A 5273-nucleotide genomic window follows, 5' to 3' on the forward strand; every position below is an offset into this window, starting at 1 on the left:
GGTCCACCGATGAAGTTCCGTGTCCTGACTTTCGCCCTGCTCGCCGGCGTCTCGACGCCGACTCTCGTTCTGGCGCAATCGGCCGGCGAGCCGCAAAAGCCCGCGCATGACAGCCGCTCGCAGAGCGGCCTCACCGCGGCGCCGACCGATTTCGGCCGCGTCGACATCTATGGCAACGGCGCCGCGCAGCCGGCGCCGGACGGCGTCAATCGCCAGGATCTCGGCGGCGGCTATATGATCGAGGAAGAGGCGGTGAAGACGCGCTCCACGGTGACGCGCGACGCCATCGCGAAAATGTCGCCGACCGCCAATCCCTATCAGATGATCAATCTTCTGCCCGGCGTCGTCATCACCAGCCCGGACAATTCCGGCCTCAACGGCGGCAACATCCGCATCCGCGGCTACAATAGCGATCAGCTCGGCCTCACCATCGAGGGCATGCCGGTCAACGACTCCGGCAATTACGCGCTCTATCCGCAGGAATATGTCGACAGCGAGAACATAGAGCAAATCTCCATTGCGCAAGGCTCGCCCGATCTCGACAGCCCGCACATCGGCGCCTCCGGCGGCGTCATCAACATCTATATGCGCGATCCTTCGAAGACGGCCGGCGGCTTCGTCGATTTCTCCTATGGCATGCACAGCACGGCGCGCGAATTCGCCCGCGCGGAAACCGGCCAGATCGGCGATTTCCGTGGCTATGTGTCCTATTCGCATTACACGGAAAATCATTGGTCCGGTCCCGGCTCGAACGAGCGTCAGCACGTCGACTTCAAAGGCGTGTGGGAGCCGAGCCAAGGCAATCGCATCGGCCTTTCGGTGATTTTCAACGACGCGCTGAACAATTTCTATCAAAATCCGACGCTCGGCAGCTACAATACGCTCGGCGCGCGTTCGGTCGGCTATAATAACGCGCTGCCCTTGTCCTATTTCGTCGCGCCGGCTGGCTCGCCGCCCGGCGCCTGGGACCGCTCCGCCAATCAGGCGAGCCTCTATTACAAATGGCGCATCAATCCGTTCCGCAATCTGATCGTCAGCGCGCCGTCGACCTTCACCATCAGCAAGGACGTGACCTATGACGTCATTCCTTATTTCTGGTACGGCTATGGCAATGGCGGCGGCGCGACCTCGGTGACAGAAAACGCGACGGCGACCGGCAATTCGTTCTATTACGGCCGCTTCAACATCGGCGCGGCGGATTGGAACAACAATGGCGTCGTCACCAAGAACGACAAGGGAATGTATTACAATCCCTCGATCACCGAGACGCTCCGTCCCGGCCTCATCAACAAATTCACCTTCGATCTCGGCGATCACAAGCTGATGCTCGGCTACTGGTTCGAATATGCGAACCACCGCCAGACCGCGCCTTACGCCTTCCTCAACGCCGACGGCTCGGTCGCCGATCCCTATATCGACTCCGGCGCGATCGCCATTCCGGGCGTCGGGACGCCCGAGTTTCGCAACCTGCTGACGCAGACCGTCACCAATACGGGCTTCGTCAGCGACGCCTGGTCATTGCTCGACGACAAGCTCACCATCGAATCGGGCGTGAAGGTCTCGTCGATCCATCGCTCCGTCTATAATTTCCTGCCCGGCGTGACGCCGCTCAACACGCAGAGCGATCTCGTCGCGCTGCCGCAGGCCGGCTTCCGCTACAAATTCTGGGACTATCACCAGATCTTCGGCTCGGTCGGCACCTCGTTCCGCTCGACGCCCAATTTCGCGCTCGCCGATACGGTGAACACCAGCAGCGGCGCCTACACGCCGGCCAACCGTCTCGCGCCGGAGAAAGCCGTCACCGTCGAGCTCGGCCATCGCTATCAGAGCCCGCTGTTCGCCACATCTGTCTCCCTCTATGGCTCGCATTACGAGAACCATCAGATCAGCACCAACATCTTCCTGCCCAACAGCGGCTCCTCGGTGAGCACGACGATCAACGCCGGCGCGGTCGATCTCTGGGGCGTCGCGGCGGAGATCGGCACGCGGCCGATCTACAATTTCCGGCCCTATCTCTCGGCGAACTATCTGCAGACGCGCATTCTGGACAATCTGTCGACCTCCGGCGCGACGCCGGCCGGCGCGCCCGTCTCCTCGATCAACGACTTCCTGCCGACCAAGGGCAAGCACCTGCCAAATTCCCCCACATGGACGGGCGCGCTCGGCGTCGACTATGACGACGGCCATATTCTCGGCAATCTCGCCGCCAAGGTGACGAGCCGGCAATATTCGACCTTCATGAACGACGAATCGATCTCGCCCTACGCCCGCATCGACGCGATGGTCGGCTATCGCTTCGACGATATCGCCTTCGGCAAGAAGCCGGAGCTGCGCGTCAATCTCTACAACATCACCAACACGCATTCGCTGACCGGCGCCAACAGCGTGAAGAACAACGCTTCGCCGACCGTCGGCGTTTATGGCAATGTGGTCTCCGCCAGCGCGCCGACCTATTATGTCGGCCAGGGCTTCTCGGCGACGGCGACCTTCTCGATGGGCTTTTGACCATGCAGATCGATCACGCCTTCTTCCATGAGGTCTGCATCGACATTCTCTACGGATGTCTCGTGCTGCTCGCCTTCGTGCTCATCGAACGGCTCGTCTATTACGCGCTGCTGGCCCTGCGCGCGCGTGAGATCGGCGCCGCGATAAAGGCCCATGCGCTCGGAACCTCATCGACGCCGATGCCCTTCGGCGCCGATGAGCTCAGCCGCAGCTTCGCCGAATATGTCGCCGTGCAGAACGAGCCCGGCTGCACGCGCGCCCGCGTCGAGGACCTGTCCTCGGCGCTGTTCATCCGCGTCGACTCCAAGGTCAGCGCGCGCCTGTGGATTCTCGACACCATCGTCACCGCGGCGCCGCTGCTCGGCCTGCTCGGCACCATTCTCGGCATCATGGACACGTTCAACGCTCTTTCGTCGGGCGGCGTCTCCGATCCCGCGGCGGTGAGCCGCGGCATCGCGGCCGCGCTCGTCGCCACGGCGGTCGGCATCGGCACGGCGCTCGTCGGGCTGATCGCGCATAATCTGCTGCATCGCCAGGCCGACGTCATCATCGACGGCTTCAAGAGCGCGCTGCTCGCGGCGACGCGCGACAGGCTGCCGGCGGCGGCGGAATAGCAAGGCGCGAGCGGAAGAGGGAAACGTCCATGCCGATCACGCGACGTGAGCTTCTCGCCGGGAGCGCGGCGTTCGCCGTGGGCTTTCCCGCCATCGGCCGTGCCGCGCCGCGCGTGGAGCTGCGTCTGCTCGAGACCTCGGACCTGCACATGTTCGTGCTGGACTGGGATTATTATCATGCGCGGCCGGACCCGACCGTCGGCCTGAGCAAGATCGCGCGCCTCGTGAGAGAGGCGCGCGCGCAAGCGCAAAATGCGCTGCTTTTCGACAATGGCGACCTTCTCCAGGGCAGCCCCCTCGGCGATTTCGTCGCGCGGCGAGCAGGCGCCTCCGGCGCGCATCCCGTCTTCCGCGCGATGAATCACATGCGCTATGACGCGGCGACGCCGGGCAATCACGAATTCAACTTCGGATTGGACTTTCTCGAGCGGTCGCTCGCAGGCGCCGGCTTCCCCTATGTGAGCGCCAATATCGAACGCGCCGATGGCGGGGCCTTTCTGCCGCCGTTCCGAGTTCTCACGCGGCGGCTCATGGATGACGGCGGCGTCGCGCAGGAGCTGCGGATCGGGGTCATCGGCTTCGCGCCGCCGCAGATCATGATCTGGGACAGAGGCCATCTCGAAGGCCGCCTGCGTTGCGGCGACATGGTCTCCGCCGCGCGTCGCCATGTGCCCATTCTGCGCGCACAATGCGACATTCTGGTCGCGCTCTGCCATTCCGGGATCGACGCCCGCGCCGCGGTCGACGCCGAGAACGCCTGCCTGCAGATCGCCGCCATCCCCGGCGTCGACGCGATCATGATGGGCCATGCGCATCGCGTCTTTCCCGGACCCGATTACGCCGGCGTTGCGGGCGTCGACGCCGAGCGCGGAACGCTCGCTGGAGTTCCGGCGGTGATGCCGGGCTTCTGGGGCAGCCATCTCGGCGTCATCGATCTGACGCTCGCGCATGACGGCGACCGCTGGGCCGTCGAGCGGTTTCGGACGGAAGCGCGGCCGATCTTCGCGCGCGAGGCCGGAAAAGCCGTGGCGCTCACGGAGGCCGATCCCGCGATCGCCACGATCGTCGCGCCCGAGCACGAGGCGACGCGACTCTGGGTCGACGAGCCGATCGGCGAGATCGCGACGCCGCTCGTCTCCTATTTCGTCTGGATCGGGATCGATCCCGTCGGCGCGCTCGTCAATGCGGCGCAGATCGCCTATGCGCGGCCGCTGCTCGAGGGAACGCCTCACGAGCGGCTTCCTCTGCTCTCCGCCGTCGCGCCGTTTCGCGTGGGCTACACGCCCGATTCCTATATCGATCTCGACCCCGGCCCCGTGGCGCTGCGCCATGTCGCGGACATCTACCCCTATCCCAACACGCTGGTCGCCGTGCGCGTGACCGGCGCGCAGCTGCGCGAATGGCTCGAATGCGCGGCGCGCGTGTTCCGGCGCATCGATCGCGACGCGTCGGAGCCGCAGCTTCTCGTCGATCGGCGCACGCCCTCCTATAATTTCGATGTGATCGCAGGCGTCGACTATCGCATCGACGTCTCGGCGCCGGCGCGCTATGACGCGAGCGGCAATCTGCGCCGCGACGCCGCGCGCATCGTCGATTTGCGCTATGGCGGCCGCGCGATCGATCCAGAGCAGGAATTCATCGTCGTCACGAACAGCTACCGCGCCGACGGCGGCGGCCGCTTCCCCGGCCTCGACGGACGAAACATCGTGCTGCGCGCGCCCGATTCCAACCGCGACGCCGTCGAGCGCTTCCTGCGCCGCGGCGGATCCATCCCCGATACGAGGCCCCGGTCGTTCGCGCCGCTCGGCCGGCGCGTCACGGTCGCCTTCGACTCCGCGCCCGCGGCCGCCCGCCGTCTCGTCGCGGCGCCCGGACTGCGCGCCACAATGCGCGAGGAAGCGGGCTATTCGCGTTACGAATACGATCTCGCTTGAGCCGCGAGATTCCTCGGCGCCTCCACCGCGGCCCATCCGAATGCGCCCAGGGCGGTTTTGTCGCAACTCATCATTTCCCGACCGGCCGTTCGGCGAAAGGCGGTTTCTGCTGTCAAATATCTGCAATATGACTGACGCAAAGCGAAGCTAAGCTGTTCCCGTTTTCATGCGGGGTCGGCTGATGTCTATGGCGGAGTCATTTCAAAATCGCGGGCGGCGT

The 5273-nt window shown here is 64.8% G+C and carries 3 protein-coding genes; all 3 read left to right on the forward strand.

Annotation, left to right across the window (positions count from 1 at the left end; genetic code table 11):
* Positions 1-9: 9 nt before the first annotated feature.
* The 3 genes from METLW4_RS25515 to METLW4_RS0120245 are packed head-to-tail and all read left to right on the forward strand — an operon-like array spanning position 10 to position 5053.
* Complete coding sequence (locus METLW4_RS25515) at positions 10-2505, forward strand: TonB-dependent receptor (protein ID WP_018268056.1); 2496 nt, start codon at positions 10-12, stop codon at positions 2503-2505.
* Positions 2506-2507: 2 nt separating this feature from the next.
* Complete coding sequence (locus METLW4_RS25520; protein ID WP_018268057.1) at positions 2508-3119, forward strand: MotA/TolQ/ExbB proton channel family protein; 612 nt, start codon at positions 2508-2510, stop codon at positions 3117-3119.
* Between the two features lie 29 nt (positions 3120-3148).
* Positions 3149-5053: a bifunctional 2',3'-cyclic-nucleotide 2'-phosphodiesterase/3'-nucleotidase gene (locus METLW4_RS0120245; RefSeq protein WP_018268058.1), complete on the forward strand. Its 1905-nt coding sequence runs from the start codon at positions 3149-3151 to the stop codon at positions 5051-5053.
* Positions 5054-5273: the final 220 nt, after the last annotated feature.

Source organism: Methylosinus sp. LW4 (assembly GCF_000379125.1).
In the GTDB taxonomy this organism is placed as follows: domain Bacteria; phylum Pseudomonadota; class Alphaproteobacteria; order Rhizobiales; family Beijerinckiaceae; genus Methylosinus.

Coding starts and splice junctions, on each gene's coding strand:
- METLW4_RS25515 (WP_018268056.1), top strand. CDS start 10: ATGAAGTTCCGTGTCCTGACTTTCGCCCTGCTCGCCGGCGTCTCGACG.
- METLW4_RS0120245 (WP_018268058.1), top strand. CDS start 3,149: ATGCCGATCACGCGACGTGAGCTTCTCGCCGGGAGCGCGGCGTTCGCC.
- METLW4_RS25520 (WP_018268057.1), top strand. CDS start 2,508: ATGCAGATCGATCACGCCTTCTTCCATGAGGTCTGCATCGACATTCTC.